The sequence below is a fragment of the Kribbella sp. NBC_01510 genome (assembly GCF_045040325.1).
GTDB lineage: Bacteria > Actinomycetota > Actinomycetes > Propionibacteriales > Kribbellaceae > Kribbella.
In genome coordinates this window covers 6,944,901-6,962,942 of sequence record NZ_CP109418.1, presented here as the reverse complement: position 1 = coordinate 6,962,942, position 18,042 = coordinate 6,944,901, and the positions used below count along the sequence as shown (strand labels likewise).

20 protein-coding genes are annotated in these 18,042 nt (G+C 68.0%); 13 read left to right on the top strand and 7 right to left on the bottom strand.

What is annotated here, in order from left to right; all coding sequences use genetic code 11:
• Nucleotides 1–36: 36 nt before the first annotated feature.
• From OG558_RS34440 to OG558_RS34425, 4 genes are all read left to right on the top strand, one after another.
• Nucleotides 37–819: a DinB family protein gene (locus tag OG558_RS34440; protein WP_405066710.1), complete on the top strand. Its 783-nt coding sequence runs from the start codon at nucleotides 37–39 to the stop codon at nucleotides 817–819.
• A 40-nt stretch (nucleotides 820–859) separates the two neighbouring features.
• Entirely contained in the window at nucleotides 860–1,513 is a 654-nt protein-coding gene (locus tag OG558_RS34435; protein ID WP_329477129.1) for a dihydrofolate reductase family protein, read from the top strand.
• Nucleotides 1,514–1,568: 55 nt separating this feature from the next.
• Nucleotides 1,569–2,243, top strand: coding sequence for a VOC family protein (locus tag OG558_RS34430; RefSeq protein WP_405066709.1), 675 nt, complete (start codon nucleotides 1,569–1,571; stop codon nucleotides 2,241–2,243).
• A 219-nt stretch (nucleotides 2,244–2,462) separates the two neighbouring features.
• On the top strand, nucleotides 2,463–3,467 hold the full coding sequence (locus OG558_RS34425; RefSeq protein ID WP_405066708.1) for a small ribosomal subunit Rsm22 family protein: 1,005 nt from the start codon (nucleotides 2,463–2,465) through the stop codon (nucleotides 3,465–3,467).
• On the opposite strand, the gene OG558_RS34420 is transcribed toward OG558_RS34425, so the two are convergent.
• The 3 genes from OG558_RS34420 to OG558_RS34410 all read right to left on the bottom strand — a co-directional run bounded on the left by OG558_RS34420 (nucleotide 3,455) and on the right by OG558_RS34410 (nucleotide 5,551).
• Nucleotides 3,455–4,216 (bottom strand): SDR family NAD(P)-dependent oxidoreductase, encoded by a 762-nt coding sequence (locus OG558_RS34420; protein ID WP_405066707.1) that lies wholly within the window; start codon nucleotides 4,214–4,216, stop codon nucleotides 3,455–3,457. The genes OG558_RS34425 and OG558_RS34420 overlap by 13 nt on opposite strands.
• A gap of 107 nt (nucleotides 4,217–4,323) precedes the next feature.
• Entirely contained in the window at nucleotides 4,324–5,205 is an 882-nt protein-coding gene (locus tag OG558_RS34415) for an AraC family transcriptional regulator N-terminal domain-containing protein (protein ID WP_405066706.1), read from the bottom strand.
• A gap of 7 nt (nucleotides 5,206–5,212) precedes the next feature.
• Nucleotides 5,213–5,551 (bottom strand): nuclear transport factor 2 family protein, encoded by a 339-nt coding sequence (locus OG558_RS34410; RefSeq protein ID WP_405066705.1) that lies wholly within the window; start codon nucleotides 5,549–5,551, stop codon nucleotides 5,213–5,215.
• Between the two features lie 79 nt (nucleotides 5,552–5,630).
• Between OG558_RS34410 and OG558_RS34405 the strand changes: the two genes are divergently transcribed.
• Together OG558_RS34405 and OG558_RS34400 are read left to right on the top strand one after the other, a co-directional pair.
• Nucleotides 5,631–6,458 (top strand): MerR family transcriptional regulator, encoded by an 828-nt coding sequence (locus tag OG558_RS34405; protein ID WP_405066704.1) that lies wholly within the window; start codon nucleotides 5,631–5,633, stop codon nucleotides 6,456–6,458.
• A 41-nt stretch (nucleotides 6,459–6,499) separates the two neighbouring features.
• Nucleotides 6,500–7,192, top strand: coding sequence for a VOC family protein (locus tag OG558_RS34400; protein ID WP_405066703.1), 693 nt, complete (start codon nucleotides 6,500–6,502; stop codon nucleotides 7,190–7,192).
• A 121-nt stretch (nucleotides 7,193–7,313) separates the two neighbouring features.
• Here OG558_RS34400 and OG558_RS34395 read toward each other — a convergent pair whose 3' ends face one another.
• From OG558_RS34395 to OG558_RS34385, 3 genes are read right to left on the bottom strand one after another with little or no spacing between them, the layout of a single operon-like run.
• Complete coding sequence (locus OG558_RS34395; protein ID WP_405066702.1) at nucleotides 7,314–8,105, bottom strand: alpha/beta fold hydrolase; 792 nt, start codon at nucleotides 8,103–8,105, stop codon at nucleotides 7,314–7,316.
• Nucleotides 8,102–8,521 (bottom strand): VOC family protein, encoded by a 420-nt coding sequence (locus OG558_RS34390; protein WP_405066701.1) that lies wholly within the window; start codon nucleotides 8,519–8,521, stop codon nucleotides 8,102–8,104. Before OG558_RS34390 ends, OG558_RS34395 begins: the two co-directional genes overlap by 4 nt.
• A 9-nt stretch (nucleotides 8,522–8,530) precedes the next feature.
• On the bottom strand, nucleotides 8,531–9,469 hold the full coding sequence (locus OG558_RS34385; protein WP_405066700.1) for a helix-turn-helix domain-containing protein: 939 nt from the start codon (nucleotides 9,467–9,469) through the stop codon (nucleotides 8,531–8,533).
• Nucleotides 9,470–9,570: 101 nt separating this feature from the next.
• Between OG558_RS34385 and OG558_RS34380 the strand changes: the two genes are divergently transcribed.
• The 7 genes from OG558_RS34380 (at nucleotide 9,571) to OG558_RS34350 (ending at nucleotide 15,848) form a co-directional block, all read left to right on the top strand.
• Nucleotides 9,571–10,566: a saccharopine dehydrogenase family protein gene (locus OG558_RS34380; RefSeq protein WP_405066699.1), complete on the top strand. Its 996-nt coding sequence runs from the start codon at nucleotides 9,571–9,573 to the stop codon at nucleotides 10,564–10,566.
• Between the two features lie 4 nt (nucleotides 10,567–10,570).
• The gene (locus tag OG558_RS34375) at nucleotides 10,571–10,696 is read left to right on the top strand and encodes a hypothetical protein (RefSeq protein WP_405066698.1); all 126 of its coding nucleotides are present in this window, start codon (nucleotides 10,571–10,573) and stop codon (nucleotides 10,694–10,696) included.
• An 89-nt stretch (nucleotides 10,697–10,785) separates the two neighbouring features.
• A complete protein-coding gene (locus OG558_RS34370) occupies nucleotides 10,786–11,769 on the top strand; it encodes an endonuclease/exonuclease/phosphatase family protein (RefSeq protein WP_405066697.1) in 984 nt (327 codons plus the stop codon).
• Entirely contained in the window at nucleotides 11,766–12,215 is a 450-nt protein-coding gene (locus OG558_RS34365; protein ID WP_405066696.1) for a DinB family protein, read from the top strand. The genes OG558_RS34370 and OG558_RS34365 overlap by 4 nt, the downstream gene beginning before the upstream one ends.
• Before the next feature lie 297 nt (nucleotides 12,216–12,512).
• Entirely contained in the window at nucleotides 12,513–12,956 is a 444-nt protein-coding gene (locus tag OG558_RS34360) for a helix-turn-helix transcriptional regulator (protein ID WP_328520806.1), read from the top strand.
• A gap of 10 nt (nucleotides 12,957–12,966) precedes the next feature.
• On the top strand, nucleotides 12,967–13,377 hold the full coding sequence (locus tag OG558_RS34355) for a VOC family protein (RefSeq protein WP_405066695.1): 411 nt from the start codon (nucleotides 12,967–12,969) through the stop codon (nucleotides 13,375–13,377).
• A gap of 92 nt (nucleotides 13,378–13,469) precedes the next feature.
• The gene (locus OG558_RS34350; protein WP_405066694.1) at nucleotides 13,470–15,848 is read left to right on the top strand and encodes an ATP-binding cassette domain-containing protein; all 2,379 of its coding nucleotides are present in this window, start codon (nucleotides 13,470–13,472) and stop codon (nucleotides 15,846–15,848) included.
• Nucleotides 15,849–16,100: 252 nt separating this feature from the next.
• On the opposite strand, the gene OG558_RS34345 is transcribed toward OG558_RS34350, so the two are convergent.
• Nucleotides 16,101–17,015 carry a phosphotransferase gene (locus tag OG558_RS34345; protein ID WP_405072251.1) on the bottom strand — a complete coding sequence of 305 codons (915 nt, stop codon included), beginning with the start codon at nucleotides 17,013–17,015 and terminating at the stop codon, nucleotides 16,101–16,103.
• Between the last annotated feature and the right edge of the window lie 1,027 nt (nucleotides 17,016–18,042).

Sequence of the window (18,042 nt, the reverse complement as noted above, 5' to 3'; positions counted from 1 at the left end):
TTGTGGCCCCGGGCGGGCTCACGCCAAGCTGGGCGGGTGACCGAGTTCAAGGACCAAGACCTCGCCGCCGCGCGGTTCGAACGGTCGTCGCTGCGGGAGGCGGTGTTTCACGATGTCGACCTGCGCGGTGCCCGCTTCGACAACGTCAACCTCAACGGCGCGACCATCCGCGGCGCATCCCTGAACGACGTGTCGCTCGACGGCGACATCCGCAACCTGAGGGTCTGGGGCGTTGACGTCGTACCGCTGATCGATGCAGAGCTCAACCGTCGTCACCCCGGTCGCGAGAAGATGCGCCCTGCGGACGCGGACGGTTACCGGGAGGCGTGGGAACTGCTCGAGCGGCTGTGGAGGGAGACCGTCGAGCGGGCCCGGCAGTTGCCGCCGGAGCTGTTGCACGAGTCCGTCGACGGTGAGTGGTCGTTCATCGAGACGCAGCGGCACCTCGTCTTCGCGACCGATGCCTGGGTACGGCGTACCGTCCTCGGCGACCCGGCTCCCTGGGACCCGCTGGACCTTCCGCACGACGAGATGCACGACGTACCGCCCGTTCCGCGCGATCGCGCCGTACGCCCGTCACTGGACGAGGTGCTCGTGTTGCGGGCCGACCGGATGCAGACCGTTCGGGACGTCTTCGCTGAGCTCACCGACGAGCGGCTGAGTGAAATGACCGTGCCAGTGACCGAGCCCGGGTATCCGGCGTCGCAGAGTTACCAGGTCAGCGACTGTCTCGGCTGCATTCTGAGCGAGGAGTGGGAGCACCGGATGTACGCCGAGCGAGATCTCGCCGTACTGCGTGTCGAGTCCGGCGGGAGCTGATCGACGCCTGGGTGAGAGCACCTCTACCTAGGGAGAAGTCATGGAGCTCAGCGTCAACGTCTTCGTCAGCCTCGACGGTGTCATGCAGGGGCCGGGCGGACCGGACGAGGACCGAAGCAACGGGTTCGAGTACGGCGGTTGGCTCGTGCCGCACGCGGCCGACGGCCAGCTGGACCCGGTCGACGGGTGGTTCCGGGAGGCGGACGCGATCCTGCTCGGCCGGTCGACGTTCGAGATGATGCGCACGTTCTGGTCGCAGGTGACGGTGGAGCCGGACAACATCGTGTCCACCGCGTTGAACACCTGGAAGAAGTACGTCGTCAGCAACACGCTCTCCGACGAGGATGCGGCGTGGGGCGACACCACCGTGCTCCGCGGTGACGACATCGTGGAGCAGGTACGGCGGCTGAAGGAACAGCCCGGGCGTGAGCTGCAGGTGCACGGGAGCTGGCAGCTCGTGCGGACCCTGCACGACGCCGGTCTGGTGGACACCTATCGGCTGATCCAGTTCCCGGTCGTGGTGGGGACGGGGAAGCGGCTGTTCGAGGCCGGCGCCGTACCGGCGACCTACAAGATCAGCCACGGCGAGGTGCTGCCCGGTGGGGCGGTGTCGCTGACGCTGCGGCAGGACGGGTTCGGATCGCTCGGAACCGGGGACATCGTGGTCGAGGACGGCAAGGAAGTCCTGATCTGAACTGTCGGCGTGGTGTCCTAACCTCTTCGGAACCGCGATTTCTTGGGGGTTGGCGATGGACATGCTGAGCTGGCAGGCGATCCGGGACGCCGAGCTGGCCAACTGGCGCAAGCTTGGCCAGGGCTTACATGCGCGGTTCCTGATCGGGTCGTTCGCCGACGGCGCTCGCTTCGTGAGCGCCCTCGGCGAGGCCTGCGCCTCGGGTGAGCATGCGCCCGAGGTCCGGCTCGGCAAGGGCTTCGCGGATGTGCGGCTGCGCAGCGACGACGCGGTGAAGCTCGGCACCGGCGAGGGCTATCCGAACGTGACGCAGCGGGATGTCGACCTGGCGCGGCGGATCAGCTCGATCGCTCAGTCACTGGGCCTCACAGCTGACCCGTCGGCCGTGGCTGAGGTGGAGCTCGGCCTGGATACGGCCGACGAGGCCGCGATCGGTCCGTTCTGGGCCGCCGTACTCGCCGGCGACCCCGGCGTCTACGACCGGCTTGACGTCTGCGACCCGACCGGACGGGTGGTGACCCTGTGGTTCCAGGGCACGGACGCGCATGAGACTCCTCGGCAACGATTCCATCTGGATCTGTGGCTTCCGGCTGAGGTGGTCCCGGCCAGGATCGAGGCGGCGCTGGCGGCCGGCGGGACGGTGGTGGCCGACGACAAGGCGCCGTCGTTCACCGTGCTGGCGGATCCCGAGGGCAACAAGGTCTGCCTTTGTACGTACCTGGATCGCTGAAAATCAGGCGCGGAGTGGAGGTGCCGTTGGATAGAGTCTCGGTTGTTGTGTGATCCGAGGAGGTGCGTGATGGCTTGCATGGTTATCCGGTTCCGCGCCAATCCCTCCTTCTCTGCTGCCTTCTGACAGCTTTCCGGACCGGTTGGTGCGTCGCGGCGTCTGGCCGCGGGTCTCGTGCGCCCTGCGCGCACTCCGTGCCGACCGAACCGGAGTTCCCTCATGTCCTTCGTGGACACACAACTGCATGCTGCCCTTGTCCGCGTCCTTGCCGGTGTCCAGCACGACGTGCTGCGCCGCCGTGTCATCGCTTTGTCGGACCGCTATCGGGGTGAGCGGGTCGACGACAGCACACCGGGAATGAGCGACGACCTCGACTGCCTCGCGTACGCCGTCGTACGAATGCCGGCGACTTGTCGTGCGCTCCACGCCGCCCTGCTCGCGGCTGATCGACACGTCGTCAGCACCTTCACGACTCACCTCGACCTCGGCGGGGGAACCGGCGCGGCCGCCTGGGCGGCTGACGCCATCTGGCCGGGGATCGCCATCGAGACCATCGAACGCGAGCCCGCCGCCATCCGCCTCGGCCGAAGACTTGCCGATGGTGAGCACGGCCGTCACGTTGTCGACGGCAACCAAAGCGGGCCGCTTGCCGGCCCAAGGTGGACGGCGGCCGACCTCCGCCACTGGAGCCCGCACCGCGAGGTCGACCTGATCACGATCGGCTACGTCCTCAATGAACTGTCCGACGCCGCCCGCCGCGACCTCATCGACGCAGCGGCGCAGACCGCCGGCACCGTCGTGATCGTGGAGCCCGGGACTCCGCGCGGGCACCGCCGCATACTCGATGCTCGTGCTCAACTCATCGAGCAGGGTCTGACGATCGCGGCTCCCTGCCCGCATCAGGTGGGGTGCCCGCTCGTCCCCGCCGACTGGTGCCACTTCGCCGTACGACTGCCGCGGACCGAACTGCATCGGGTCCTGAAGGACGGCACGCGCAACTACGAGGACGAGAAGTTCAGCTACCTGGTCGCCACCCGCGCACCGGCCCATCTCGCGCCGGCCCGGGTGATCGGGAGGCCCGCGCGGCCGAAGGGGAGGGTGATCCTCGACCTGTGCACCACCGCCGGTTCACGTGAACAGACGGTGGTGCCTAAGTCGTCCAGCAGTTACCGCGCCGCCAGGACCGCGACGTGGGGAGACGACTGGAGTGGTCAGAGGTCGTAGCCGCCCGAGGCTTCGAGGGTCTGGGCGGTGATCCACGCGCCATCGGGGGAGAGGAGGAACGCGATCACCGTGCCGAGGTCGTCCGGTTCGCCGATGCGGCCGAGGGCGGTGCGGTCGGCGATCGGCGGGATCAGCTCGGGATAGCGGGCGAACGCGTCGTCGCCGAGGCGCGTCCGGGTCACGCCAGGAGCGACGGCGCTGACCCGGATGCCGCGGACGCTGAGTTCCTTGGCGAGGTAGCGGGTGAGCACCACCTGTGCGCCCTTCATGCTCGCGTACACCGAGTACCCCGGCTCCGGTCGCGTGTTGGCCAGGGCTGACGTGCTGCTGGTGTAGACGATCGATCCGCCGTCCGCGATCAGCGGCAGGAGCGTCTGGGTGAGGAAGTACGGACCCTTGAGATGGATCCGCAGCATCTGATCGAACAACTCCTCGGTGGTGTCCTCGAACATCACCGGCTGTTGCCCGACGCCCGCATTGTTGACGAGGAAGTCGAACGACGTCCGCCCCCAGCGCTGGAGCACGTCTCGCACGTCGGTCGCGAAGTCGGCGAACGTGTCGGGGCGACCGACGTCCAGTGGCAGTGCGACCGCCGTACCGCCGTCCTTCTCGATCCGTTCGGCGGTCTCCAGGCCGCCGTCGCGGTTGCCGTGGTAGGTCAGGATCACCCCGACGCCGCGCTTCGCGACCTCGAAGGCCGCGCTCTGCCCGATGCCGGAACTCCCGCCGGTGATCACAGCTATTTGCATGATCGTGTCAATCTCCTCGAACGTCTTGAACAGGTACTTGTCCAGTAGACGTGTTCTCGCAGGAGAGTCGCTAGACAATTGCTCGCCGCTACTTGCACGATCCTGCTCTATGGCAGGGAAGCTTCCGCGCGGATCAGGCTGGTGTCACGGCTGGGCGGCGTACCGAACTCGCGCCGGTACTCGCGGCTGAACTGCGACGGGCTGTCGTAACCCACGGCGTACCCGGTGCTCGTCACGTCCTCGCCCAGCCCGACCAGCCGCAACCGCGCCTCCTGCAACCGGATCTTCTTCTGGAACTGGATCGGCGTCATCGCCGTGACTGTGCGGAAGTGCCGATGGAACGCCGACGTACTCATGCCGGCCAGCGCGGCCAGGTCCTCGACCCGGAACGGTTCGGTGTAGTGGTCGCGGATCCAGCGGATCACCCGGGCGACATGCGACAGGCTGCTGTCCGCGAGCCCGATCTCGCGTACGGCGGCACCCTGCGGACTGCGCAGCAGCCGCCAGAGGAGCTCGCGCTCGACAAGTGGCGCGAGCACCCGGGCATCCTCAGGTTCGTCGACAAGCCGAAGCAGGCGGACCACGGCGTCGACGAGTTCGTCGGGCGCACGGCTGACAGTCAGCGCCTGAACCGAGCCACCAGGCACCTGACTGTCCGCCGCATCCAGCAGCAGCGAGGCGATCAGCTCGGCCCGCAGCGACAACCCGACCCCGAGGCACGGCTGGTCCTTGGAGGCCTCGACGAAGTGCCCGGTCACCGGCAGATCCACCGAAACGACGAGGTAGTCGCCGGCGCCGTACTCGAAGACCTGGTCGCCGACCGCGAGCCGCTTCCGGCCTTGTGCAACCAGCGCGAACGTCGGCGTCGCCAGGGAAGACATCGGCGGTGTCGGCGCGTCGACGATCGACAACAGCAACCCGTCGACCGCATGCTCGCGCCCGGCCGCGGCGACGATCCGGGCTCGCAACTCCGCCAGTGCTTTCTCCATAGCAGGTTCAGGCTATGACGAGCCTGGTGATCACGTCGTCCTCGAGGGTGAAGGTGAAGTCGAGGTCGACGGTTCCGCCGGGGAAGTCGCCCTCGAGGTGATGGGTGGCGACGTACGTCTGGTCGTCGACCTGGCGTGCGCCGGTCAGTTCGGTGGTGTAGGTGTACTCGCCGGCAGACCGAGCCATCCAGGCGCGGATCTCGTCGCGGCCGTGGTAGGTCTTGCCTTCGTCGGTGACTTCGGCGTCGGCGGCGTACCACCGCATCGCGGCGTCGAGATCGCGGGCTGTGTGGCTGATCAGGTACGCGGTGATCGTGGTGGGCAACTGGTCGAGGGAGATGTTCATGTCGGTCAGCCTGATGCCTCTCGGTGGGAGAGGGGCAAGGAATTGACTCTCTCGCAGGGGGAGGGTGCACAGTGGCGGGGTGAGTCGGGGACTGACGATTGGCGAGTTCGCGCAGGCGACGCAGCTGAGTGTGCGGACACTGCGGCGGTATCACGAGAGCGGTCTGCTGGAGCCGGCGTCGATCGATCCGTCCAGCGGCTACCGGTACTACACGACCGGGCAGATCCCCTCCGCGCAAGTGATCCATCGGCTGCGTGAGCTCGACGTACCGCTGGCTGAGGTCGGCAAGATCCTCGCGACCGACGATCCGGAGCTCCGCGCCGAGTTGATCGCCACGCACCTCGACCGGCTGCAGGACTCACTCGATCGGACCCGCACGGCGGTGACGTCGCTGCAACGCCTGCTGCGGCCTGACCCTGGCGAGTTGGCCGTCGAGCTGCGTTCCGAACCGGCCCGAATGGTTGCCGCGATCACCGATGTGGTCGACCTGGACGACGTCTTGCCCTGGTACGACGGCGCGATGGCCGAGCTGGACTCCGCCGTACCCAGCCACCAGCGCCTAGGTCCACCGGGCGGCCACTACGACAACGAGCTCTTCACCACCACCCGCGGCAGGGTCGTCGTCTACTACCCGGTCGCCGCCCCACCGTCGTACGGGCGGGTGCGCCCACTCGAACTCCCCGCCGTCGACCTGGCCGCCACCATCCACTACGGCGCCCACGACGACATCGACGTCACCTACGGCCGCCTCGCCACCTGGGCGCACAACCACACCCTGACCGTCACCGGCCCAGTCCAGGAGACCTACACCGTCGGGCCCCGAGACGACCCGAACCCAACATCGTGGCGCACGGAGATCGCCTGGCCGGTCTTTCGCCTGAGCTACCAGGGACTGTTCAGGAAGTAGCGGCAGGCGGGGCTGACCGTGGGGGCTGCAAGGATGCGGCCATGGAACAGACATTGAGTCGGCAGGAAGCGTCGGAGGCGGTCCAGGACTCTGGGTGGCGCTTCTTGCTGGGCACTTTGCGAACGTCGGTCCCGGTCGGGTCGTTGGCTCGGGCGATCGGCTTGGCAGCGGACGCTGTCGCGGTGTGCGGCGACGACGCCGACCGGCACCTTCGGGTCGATGCCCGCCCTGATCGGGTCGTCTTCACTCTGCAGTCGTTGGAGCGCGCAGCGGTTACCACCCGGGATGTCGAACTCGCGCTTCGGATCTCTGCCACCGCGGACAGTTCCGGGTTTCTGGCGAAGCCCGAAATCGGAACGGGGGCACCGCGGTCCGTCCAGATAGTGGAGATCGCGATTGATGCACTGGACATTGCCGGGATTCGGGCGTTCTGGAAGGCGGTGCTGGGCTATACCGATGAGGCGGGTGCCGATGGGCCGGAGGATCCGCTCGTCGACCCGGTCGGGCAGGGCCCGGCCATCTGGTTCCAGCAGATGGACCGGCCGCGTCCGCAGCGCAATCGCATCCACTTCGACATCTGTGTTCCGCATGACGAGGCACCACGGCGCGTCGAGGCCGCACTGGCGGCTGGGGGCCGACTGGTGTCCGCGACGCGTGCCCCCGCTTTCTGGGTGCTTGCCGACCGGGAGGGGAACGAAGCCTGCGTGACCACCTGGCAGGGCCGAGACGGCTGAAACCTTCTTCCAAGCTGCAGATCCCCTTCAACGTGCCCCGGCCGCGGCACGGTCGTCGTCTACCACCCGGTCGCCGCCCCACCGGCGTACGGCCAGGTGCGCCCGTCGACCTGGCGGCCGGCTAGTCGGCGTCGAGGAAGGTGGTGACCACGTCGTGGACGAGGTTGGTGCGGGACAGGCCGTTGAAGTGGGTGGTGCCGGGGAAGACGGCTAGCTGGGAGGTGGGGACCCCGGTGAAGTCGCCGTTCACGTCGCCGCCGCGGAGTTGGAGGAAGCGGACGGCGTGGTCGAGTTTGACGGCGTCGCAGTCGCCGACCGTGATGAGGGTGGGAGCGGCGATGCCGCGGATGTCGTCGTCGGTCCAGCCGGCGGTGCCGCGGTCGTAGCCGTCGAGCTTGGTGAGCAGGGTCTGCAGGTGCTCGAGGTCCGGGTGCGGCGACTTCGCGAGGTACTCCGCTTCCATCGGCGTACCGGCGATCATCTCCACCTTCATCTCGCCCACCGCGGCGTTCTCTGGGCGCTCACCCTCCGTGCTGAACGGCACCGACGAGATGACCGCCTTCCGGACCAGCTCCGGGTGCTTGATCGCCAGGTACAGCGCGACCGCACCGCCCACGCTGAACCCGAACAGATCCACCTGAGGTACGTCGAGCTCCTTCAACAACCCGACCACGTCCGACGCGAGGCCGACGGTGCCCAACGGACGGTCGATGTCATTGGTGTAGCCGTGTCCCTGGAAGTCGGTCGCGATCACCTGCCGCCTCTCGGCCAGTCCAGGCAGCAAAGCACCGAACTGCAGGTCGATGTTGAACAGCCCGCCGTGCAACAGCAGCAACGGGGTCCCGCCCGAGCCGTGGATCTCGTAGTACATCCGCAGGCCGTTGACGTCGGCGTACCCAGTCTGCTTGCTCACAAGACCCCCACGAGGAGACAGAACGGATGCCCGGCCGGGTCGGCCAGGACATAGAGCGGCTCGGAATCCTCGGACGTGCGGTCCAGGAGCAGCCTGGCGCCGAGCTCTTCGGCCCGCTGCCGGTGCCTATGCAACTCTTCGACCGAAGGTACGGCGTAGTCGATGTGGAGCTGCATCGGTACGTCGTGAGACGGCCAGGTGGACGTCGGCAGCACATCCACCCCTTGGATCGCGAGCTGCCGATTCCCGTCGTCGTCGACGAGCACGAGCCAATCGGCGTCATCCGCCGTACCGTCACTCGGCGGCTCGTCGCCCGCCCGATACCGCAACCCCAGCAACACGCGATAGAACTCCGCCAGGCCGCGCGGATCCGTGGCCTCCAACGCCGTGTGCATCCGTCGCGGGTAGGTCGCCATGGTCGCAGCCTACGTGCTGTGGAAGGTGCGTCTGTAGGTGTCGGGCGGTACGCCGACGACACGCTTGAACTGGCGTCGCAGGGTCGTGGCGGTGCCCATTCCGGTCGCGACGGCGACTGTCTCGATGCCGTCGTTCGTAGCCTCCAGCAACTGTTGGGCGCGCCGGACGCGCTGGGTCAGCAGCCATTGGAGTGGTGTCTGGCCGGTCACCGCGCGGAAGGTTCGGCCGAGGTGGCGCGGACTGGTGTTCGCCTGCCGGGCGAGGTCGGTCACGGTCAGCGGCTGGTCGAGTCGCTCCTGCGCCCAGGCCAGGAGGTCCGCGAGAGTGTGGTCGCCGCTGACCTGCACCGGCGTGTCCACGAACTGCGCCTGACCACCGGCCCGATGCGGCTGTACGACGAGGCGCCGCGCGACCGAGTTCGCGATCGTCGCGCCGTGGTCGAGATGGATCAGATGCAGGCACAGGTCCATGGCAGCCGCCTTGCCCGCGGAGGTCAGCACGCTCCCGTTGTCGGTGTAGAGCACGTCCGGATCGACCTCCGCCTGTGGATAACGTGCGCTCAACGCGGCGGCGTGCCCCCAATGGGTGGTCGCCCTCCGACCGTCCAGCAGCCCTGCGGCACCAAGCACGAACGCACCCGTGCACAGCGACGCGATCCGAGCGCCCGCCGCGTGCGCCGCTCGGACTGCCTCGACCAGCTCAGCCGGCGGCGGCTCGTCGATGTCCACACACGCCGGCACGATCACGGTGTCCGCGCGGGCCAGCCGATCCAGACCGTCATCGGGCTCGACCCGGAAGGGACCGACCTGGACCGTTCCCGGACCGCAGAGGACGACCTCGTACCAGTCGTCGACGTGACCGAGCGGTGGATTGCCGAAGATTTCGTACGCGATCCCGAGCTCGAGGTGCAGCAGATGCCCGGCGGTCGCCAGCGCGACAGTGTGCATGTCCGAAAGTGTACGCATGGTGTCGTTCCGGACTCTCACGGTCGGGTGCGTCGGACGGCGAGACTCGACGTGTCGATCGTCGACAATCGGAGGAGAAGACAATGAATGCAGTAGTGGTCTACGGAGCGACCGGGCACACGGGCCGCTTCGTCGTCGAGGAGTTGCTGCGGCGCGGCCTCCCGACCGTCATCGCGGGACGCGACGCGACCACGCTCGAGACGCTGGCGTCGAAGTGGGGCGACGTCGACGTACGCCCGGCAGCGGTCGACGACCCGCACGCGCTCGACCAGGCGCTCGCCAAGGCCGCGGCCGTGATCAACTGCGCCGGCCCCTTCGTGGCGACCGCCACGCCGGTGGTCGAGGCGGCAGTCCGGGCGAGGATCCCGTACGTCGATGTCGCGGCCGAGATCGAGGCGAACTTGTCAACACTCGACAGGCACGCGGACACGCCGGTCGTCCCGGCGATGGCGTTCTACGGCGGCCTCGGCGACCTGCTGACGACCGCCGTGCTGGGGGAGCGGACCACCGCCGACGAGGTGCACGTCGCCTACGGCCTCAGCAGCTGGCACCCAACTCCGGGTACGCGCGCCGCCGGACAGGTCTCGCACGATCGTCGCGGCGGACGCCGGTTGCGGTTCACGGGCGGCGAGCTGCAGTACCACGACGACAAGCCGGTGCAAGAGGACTGGATCTTCCCCGAGCCCCTCGGCCTGCGGCGCGTGATCCCCGAGTTCACCATGGCCGACGTCGTCACGGTCCCCAGCCACCTCGCCGTACCCGAGGTGCGCACCTATATGACCGTCGAGGCGGCGGTCGACCTGTTCAACGCGGACACCCCCGCGCCGGTAGCCGTCGACGCGCTAGGCCGCTCCGACCAGTCCTTCGTCGTCGACGTGCTGGTCCGCACCGATGGGGTCGAGCAGCGGGCGACGGCACGTGGCCAGGACATCTACGCGATCACGGCTCCGCTCGCGGTGGAGGCCGTACGACGGATTCTCGCCGGCGAGACGCGGACGACGGGCGTGGCGACAGCCGGGGCGATGTTCGACGCGACCGACTTCCTGAAGACCCTGCCGCTGGAGGTCGACTTGCCGTAGGGCGGTGCAGGACTGCCTAGCGCTCTACAACCGTTGCCAGCCGACGCCGGAGGTCGATGATCAGCAGGCGACCGGCTTCGGCTGGCTCCTCACCAACGTCGCCTGTCTCAACTGGGGTGCCCGCCGCTGAGCCGATTTGTTCACGTGATGTCGGTACCGGAGCGCCGGAAGGGGGCCTAGCCTGGCTGGTGGAGGGGATCCGGGGTGGGGGGAGCCGAGGTGCAGGGGGCTGCGGTAGAAGTGCGTGGCGGACCGACGCGCGTCCGGCGCTACGGCGGGCTTGCGGTGGCCACCTTGTTGCCTTGGGCATGGTTCTTGGTGCGCGACCGGCTCGGTGTGGTGACCGATGTGCTGGCGATCGGGCTGCCGATGCTGACGTTGGTGACAGCGTTGATCGTGGGCTTGCTGGGTCGGCGGCACAAGGCCGCCATCGTCTTTGCCGTGTCGACGCTGCTGGTCGGAATCGTGGCGACCGTGCTGCCGTGGATACCAGACGGAGCCGGCACCGTCGACCAGACTCGCGCCGTACGGATCGCGGCGGCGAACATCGGCAGCGGCGAGCTCGAGGGCGCCGACAGTCTGCTCGCGCTGCACGCCGACGTGCTCGTCGTCTCCGAGATCGGGTCTCCACTGACCGCTCGGCTGTCCGAGTCGTACCCGGTGCACGTGGCCGACTGGAACGGACCCGCGGTCGGCATCTTCAGCCGGTGGCCGCTGACGGTGGTCGAACGGCCCGGGCCGGATCTGCCCGGCTTCGTGATCCGCGTCCAGGCGCCATCGGGTGAGTTCGACCTGATCGCCGCGCACGTACCGCGTCCGTGGTGGACGTCGGGCGGAGCGACGTACCAGTCGCCTCCGGACGACGGAGCGTCGTACCAGACCACTGTCGCCGAGCACCACCGGCTGATGGAGCAGATCGCGGCGAGGGCCGAGCGCGACGACCACCCGGTCGTGGTTACCGGAGACCTCAACACTACCGACCGCGGCAGGGATTACCGGGTGCTCAGCAAGCACCTCGCCGACGCCATGCTGGACACCTGGGGCCGGCCGTCGGAGATCGGCAACTGGACGGCGTTCCTGGTGCGGATCGACCACATGTTCGTGAAGCCGGGCTGGTGCGCCGACGATGCCGGCTGGTACAAAATCCCCGTGTCGGACCACCGCGGCATCATCTCCACCGTCGGCCCCTGCAGCTCGTCATGACCACCGAACTCGAGCAGCTGCGCGCCGCGCTCGATGGGCTGCGCGCGGGTGTGCTGAAGAAGCTGTCGGGTCTGAGCGAGGCGGACGCGCGCCGCAGCACGGTCGGCTCGGGCACCAACATCGCCGGCCTGGTGCAGCACCTGACGTTCGCCGAGTCCCTCTGGTTCGAGGAGATCGTCGCCGGCCGCAAGGTGAGCCGGGGCAAGCGGTCGATGCACGTCGATCCGGCGCTGACTTTGAAGATCCTCCGCGCCGACTACCGCGCCGCCTGCGCGGCCTCGAACGACATCATCACCACCATCGGCGACCCCGATCACCCCGTCACACGCAACGGCAAGACCCATGACCTTCGCTGGGTCATCCTCGGCGTCATCGAGGAAACCGCCCGCCACGCCGGCCACGCCGACATCATCCGCGAACAACTCGACGGCACCACCGGCCGCTAGTTGCGCGCGGTCAGTGCGAGCGGGCCGACTGGGCGTGCAGCTCGACAGGACGTGTCGGTCCACGGATGCTGGTCGGCGAGGCATTCACGCCTGGCCCCGGCCGGCCCGGCCGGGGCCAGGGCGGACACCTCCTGTCGAGCTGCCCACCCAGCCTCCGACCAGCCCGCACCGGCGGGCAGTTTCAGGTCCGGGCCACCACGGGCTGTCGGGGTGCCCGGTTCATTGACCCCCGAACTGCTCGGGGGAGCACCCTAGGCGTGTATGACTTCTTCGGTGGGACGTGGCACGATTTCAGGGATGAGCAACAGTCCGGCCGATGCGCAGCGCCTGGGGGACCTCGCGCGGTTGCGGCGTGTCAAGGACCGGATCGATCGGGAGTACGCGCAGCCGCTCGACGTGGAGGCGCTCGCCCGGGGTGCCCACATGTCCTCCGGCCACCTCAGCCGTGAGTTCAAGCGTGCCTACGGAGAGTCGCCGTACGGGTATCTGATGACCCGGCGGATCGAGCGGGCGATGATGTTGCTGCGCCGCGGCGACCAGAGCGTGACCGACGTCTGCTTCGCGGTCGGCTGCCAGTCGCTGGGCACGTTCAGCACCCGGTTCACCGAGCTGGTCGGGATGCCGCCGAGCGTCTACCGCGAGCGGGCGGCCGACGCGACCGTGGGCATCCCGTCGTGCGTCGCGAAACAGGTGACCCGGCCGATCAGGAATCGAGAAGCAACTCCGGCGAGCGGCACGTAGCGTGACGTCCATGGACATCAAGATTCTGTCGAGTTTCCTCCCGCACACCGATCCGGAGGCGTCGCTGGCGTTCTACCGCGACGTCCTCGGCTTCGAGATCCGCACCGACGTCGGGTACGGCGGCATGCGCTGGATCACCGTCGGCCCGGCCGGCCAGCCCGACACGTCGGTCGTCCTCTACCCGCCGGGTGCCGACCCGGGCGTCACCGAGGACGAGCGCCAGACCATCGCCGAGATGATGGCCAAGGGCACCTACGCCACCCTGGTACTGGCGACCAAGGACATCGACGGCGTGTTCGAGCGGCTGCAGGCCACCGACGCCGAAGTCATCCAGGAGCCGACCGACCAGCCGTACGGCGTACGCGACTGCGCGTTCCGCGATCCCGCCGGCAACCACATCCGGATCAACCAGGTTTCCTGAGCCGACCCCGACCGTGCCGAACGGAGACCGCGCCCGCGGCTCCGCCCGACAGCCAGACGCGATGAGCTGTCCTGAATAAGATGGAGACACCCATGAGCAAGGCCCCGAGGTCGGCCGGCGAACAAGTTGCCGACAGCCACGACCTGATCCGCGTCACCGGAGCGCGGGTGAACAACCTGAAGGACATCAGCGTCGAGATCCCGAAGCGCCGGCTGACGGTCTTCACCGGAGTGTCCGGCTCGGGCAAGAGCTCGCTGGTGTTCGGCACGATCGCAGCCGAGTCGCAGCGGCTGATCAACGAGACCTACAGCGCGTTCCTCCAGGGGTTCATGCCGTCGCTGGCGCGCCCCGAGGTCGACGTACTCGACGGCCTGACCACCGCGATCATCGTCGACCAGGAGCGGATGGGCTCGAACCCGCGCTCCACGGTCGGCACCGCCACCGACGCGAACGCGATGCTGCGGATCCTGTTCAGCCGGATCGCGAAGCCGCACGCCGGCCCGCCGACGGCGTACTCGTTCAACGTCCCGAAGCGGACGGCGACCGGGTCGATGGTCGCCGACAAGGGTGCGGGCGAGAAGAAGGTCGTGCGCGAGGCCGTCTACGCCGGCGGCATGTGCGCGCGCTGCGAGGGCATGGGCGCGGTCACCGACTTCGACCTGACCGCACTGTACGACGACAGCAAGTCGCTGAACGAGGGCGCCCTGACGATCCCCGGCTACAGCATGGAGGGCTGGTACGGGCGGATCTTCCGCGGCAGCGGCTACTTCAACATGGACAAGCCGATCAAGAAGTACACCAAGAAGGAGCTGCACGACCTGCTCTACCGGGAGCCGACCAAGATCAAGGTCGAGGGCATCAACCTGACCTACGTCGGGCTGATCCCGCAGATCCACAAGTCGTTCCTGTCCAAGGACGTCGAGGCGATGCAGCCGCACATCCGTGCGTTCGTGGAGCGTGCGATCACGTTCACCACGTGCCCGGACTGCGGCGGGACCCGGCTCAGCCAGGAGGCGCTGGCGTCGAAGATCAAGGGCAAGAACATCGCCGACCTGTGCATGATGCAGATCACCGACCTGGCCGCGTGGGTGCGTGACCTGAAGGAGCCGTCGGTGGCGCCGCTGATCGGGGCGCTGGGGGACGCGCTCGACGCGTTCGTCGAGATCGGGCTGGGCTACCTGTCCCTGGATCGACCCGCCGGCACGCTGTCCGGTGGTGAGGCGCAGCGCACCAAGATGATCCGTCATCTCGGTTCGTCGCTGACCGACGTCACGTATGTGTTCGACGAGCCGACCATCGGTCTGCACCCGCACGACATCCAGCGGATGAACGAACTGCTGCTGCAACTGCGCGACAAGGGCAACACCGTGCTCGTCGTGGAACACAAGCCGGAGACCATCGTGATCGGCGACCACGTCGTCGACCTCGGTCCGGGCGCTGGGTCCGGTGGTGGCGAGGTGGTCTTCGAGGGCACGGTCGACAAGTTGCGGACCAGCGGGACGCTGACCGGGCGGCACCTCGATGACCGGGCGACGTTGAAGGAGTCGGTGCGCTCGGCGACAGGTGCGCTCGAGGTCCGGAGCGCCTCGACGAACAACCTCCAGAACGTCGATGTCGACGTACCGCTCGGTGCCCTCGTGGTGGTGACCGGGGTGGCGGGCTCGGGGAAGAGTTCGCTGATCGACGGTTCGATCGCCGACCTCGATGGTGTGGTCTCGATCGATCAGGGGGCGATCCGGGGATCGCGGCGGAGCAACCCGGCGACGTACACCGGACTGCTCGAGCCGATCCGGAAGGCGTTCGCGAAGGAAAACGGCGTGAAGCCGGCGCTGTTCAGCGCGAACTCCGAGGGTGCCTGCCCGGCCTGCAAGGGTGCCGGCGTGATCTACACCGAGCTCGGTGTGATGGCGACCGTCGAGTCGCCGTGTGAGGAGTGCGAGGGCAAGCGGTTCCAGGCGGCGGTGCTGGAGTACACGTTCGGAGGGAAGAACATCGCCGAGGTACTCGCGCTGCCGGTGGCCGAGGCTCTCGAGTTCTTCGCTGAGGGCGACGCGCGTACGCCGGCCGCACACAAGATCCTCGATCGCCTGGCGGATGTCGGACTCGGCTACGTGAGTCTCGGCCAGCCGCTGACCACGCTGTCCGGGGGAGAGCGGCAGCGGCTCAAGCTGGCGACCCACATGGGGGAGCCGGGCGGGATCCTGGTCCTCGACGAGCCGACCACCGGCCTCCACCTGGCCGACGTGGAGCAACTCCTGGCGCTCCTCGACCGCCTCGTCGACGCCGGGAAGTCGGTCATCGTCATCGAGCACCACCAGGCCGTGATGGCGCACGCCGACTGGCTCATCGACCTCGGCCCGGGCGCCGGTCACGACGGCGGCAAGGTCGTCTTCGAAGGCACTCCGGCCAAGCTGATCGCCAAGCCCACCACGCTCACCGGCAAACACCTCAAGGAATACGTCGCCAAGTAAGGGCCGTCGACCAAGCTTTTGTCGCTGAACAGCGTCGTGCCAGATCCGCGCGTCGACGCCTCCGGCCGGATCGTGAAGACGCGCGCCTACGACCTCGGCAGCGTCTTCGACATCAGCCGGTCGAGGTCGCTGCGGTGCCGAACGAACCGCAGCGGACGGCGATAGTGGCCAGCCTGAAGCGCGGCGTCGCGCGTTATGCCGGCTGACAGCAAGTCGGAGGTCCCTTTCGCACACCATCTCCACCGGCGACAGTTAGCGAAGCGCGTTCAGCTCGTCGAGGGCGCGATGGCCGCGCTTGACCACCCCTGGAACGACATCGTGGCGCCCGTGACGGATGGGGAACTCGAGCATCACGAGGATCTGTGTCGCTGTGAGCACCGCCGCCCCCTCCCAGCCGACCAGGTCGAGGATTCTCGTCCACAGCCGCCTTCGGACACCGTCCAGTGGATCCTGGAAGGTGTGCCACTGGAGGGTGGTGAGATCAGTCGCCCGCGTGCCGCTACCGGCGTTCCCGATATCAACGACCGCCACCACCACTCCGTCACGGACCAGGACATTGTCGGGCTTGAAATCGGCATGGACCATGTCAGGTGCCTCTCGCGGTGGTGGGACGTCGCCACACACGAGCCGCAGGCGCTCGACCAAGGCCGACACTACGGAGGAATACCCCGAAAGCCCGGCGACAGCCCTCGACAAACTCGGAGCTAAGTCTTGACCGGATTCCTGACCGGTGGCGAGCCGCCAGGCGTACGACCAGTGGTCGTAGGGCTCGGAGGCTTGGCCGGCCTGGAGTTCGTTGATCTCCATCAGCTGCTCAACGAGGGACGCGGTCAGCTCTGGCGCGGGAGCCGCGTCAACGAAGTCGATCAGATGCCATACATGAGTGGCTGTGGCGCCCACTCCGAGCCAGGCCGGGGTGGGATAGCCGCGCCTACGCATGTGCTCGACGACTCTCTGGGTTCGCAACGTCTCGTCCAGCTGGTTGGGACGTGCCCGGGGCCATGCTTTGAGCACTGCATTTGCCCTTCCGGCCAACTGGACGCGCAAGGCACCCACATCGAAGCCTCCGGGTAGGCGACCGAGAAGAGTGACCTGTGCCCCGACCACGCTGGCCACGTCGGCCAGAACCTCTGCTGGCAGCTCTTCGGGATGGGTGCCCTGGTTCATCGGCTCGAAGTGCCGATCACCGCTCGGATGGCTGGTCCCGCCGAGCAGTGTGGAGCCAGGCCCCAACCTGGTGACCTTCCGAGAGGACCAATGTGTTCCACGGCGTCGACCTCGACCACCACATTCGGTCGGGCCACCAACTGCGAACTCATGACCCACCCGAAGCTCAACGCGCGCGCAACCATGCCGGCATCCTGGCACCCTTCCACGCCCCAGCGCTTGCCATTTTCCCCGGCCGAAGAGCGGACGCGAGGGGAGGGCCGGTGCCCCCTATCTTTGGTGGCCGCCCCTGGCACCGGAGCTACCGCAGCCGGGCGAATGACGCCGCGATCAAACGGAGCCCACGACACAACGCCCATCATCAGTCCGGCTTGACTTGTTCAGTGAAGGCTCTCCTGTCGTTTCCGTGCGTTGTCGGCCCCGCCTCGCTTTGTGCACCGACCAAGCACCCCGCCGCCGCCGCGACGCTCGACTGGTGCACACCCGGGCGGGACGACAACCACCACCGCCAGCCGGCGCCGGTGGGTGGCGGTGGCCTTCAGGGATCGGGTTGTGGGCAGCGGTGGGCGTGGGCGGGGACGGCCGGCGCCACCGATGGGCGCGACCTTCAGCACCAGCCGGACGCGGCCAGCGCTTCGATCCGCGGATCCAGCTATTTCGAGCCGGAGAAGGGACCTGGGACAAGATGTCGGGACCTGGGGGGACAGGTCACCAGGTGTCCCAAGTCCCGACATGGTGTCCGCGCCCCCACCCGCCTAACGGCGCCTCGGACGGTGGAGCCGATATCCGACAGCAGAGAGGTCGACTTTGTGCACCAGATCCGTACCCGGAGGGCCGGGCCGTACGGATCTGGTGCACAAAGTGACCGACCAAGCCAGCCGGGCGGGGGTAGCCAGGCAGCGGTCCAACCGTCTTCGGCGCCCTTCAGACAACCTTGGACCGGGTGTCGCGCGAAGCGGTCAGGAATCGAGAAGCGCTGGTGTGGTGAGGGGAATAGCGTGACAGTCAGTACACATCAAGGGCTGCG